The 447-nt window shown below is 77.2% G+C and carries 1 protein-coding gene; it reads left to right on the top strand.

The features are described 5' to 3' along the window. A partial coding sequence (locus A612_RS03025) for a hypothetical protein (RefSeq protein ID WP_040435789.1) occupies positions 1 to 447 on the top strand: 447 nt, incomplete at both ends.

Raw genomic sequence — 447 nt, 5'->3', positions numbered from 1 at the left:
CTTGCCGCCGTGCGCCGCGCCATGGGCCTGGCCCAGCACCCGCCGGTGGACTACGAGAAGCCGCGCTTCGGCCTGCACGACCCGGCGGTGCTGGCGCAGGCGCGCAAGCGCATGGCGGCGGCGACCGAGACCTGGTCGGCCCTGGCCGGGGGCGAGCGCAGCAAGCTCAAGCCCGCCGCCGACCAGTTCAGCCTGGTGTGCGATTCGCTGCGCCGCCTGCACCCGGACAGCGAGGGCCTGGCCCAGGCGCTGGAGCGTGCGCTGGAGGCGACCACCCGCTCGGGCGAGCCGCCCTCGGCAGCGCTGGCCATGGAGGTCGCCACGGCCGTGCTGTACCTGCAGGCCTCGTTCGAGGACCTGGACGGGGCGCGCGGCGCCATGGCCGAGCGTGCGGCGCGCCTGGCGCAGCGCCTGGACAGCGTGGTGGCCGGCGGCGAGCCGCAGCCG

The organism is Melaminivora alkalimesophila, assembly GCF_000282995.1.
In the GTDB taxonomy this organism is placed as follows: Bacteria; Pseudomonadota; Gammaproteobacteria; order Burkholderiales; family Burkholderiaceae_C; genus Melaminivora; species Melaminivora alkalimesophila.
Note: the sequence above shows the minus strand (reverse complement) of the source record. Positions and strands in the feature narration are given on the sequence as shown.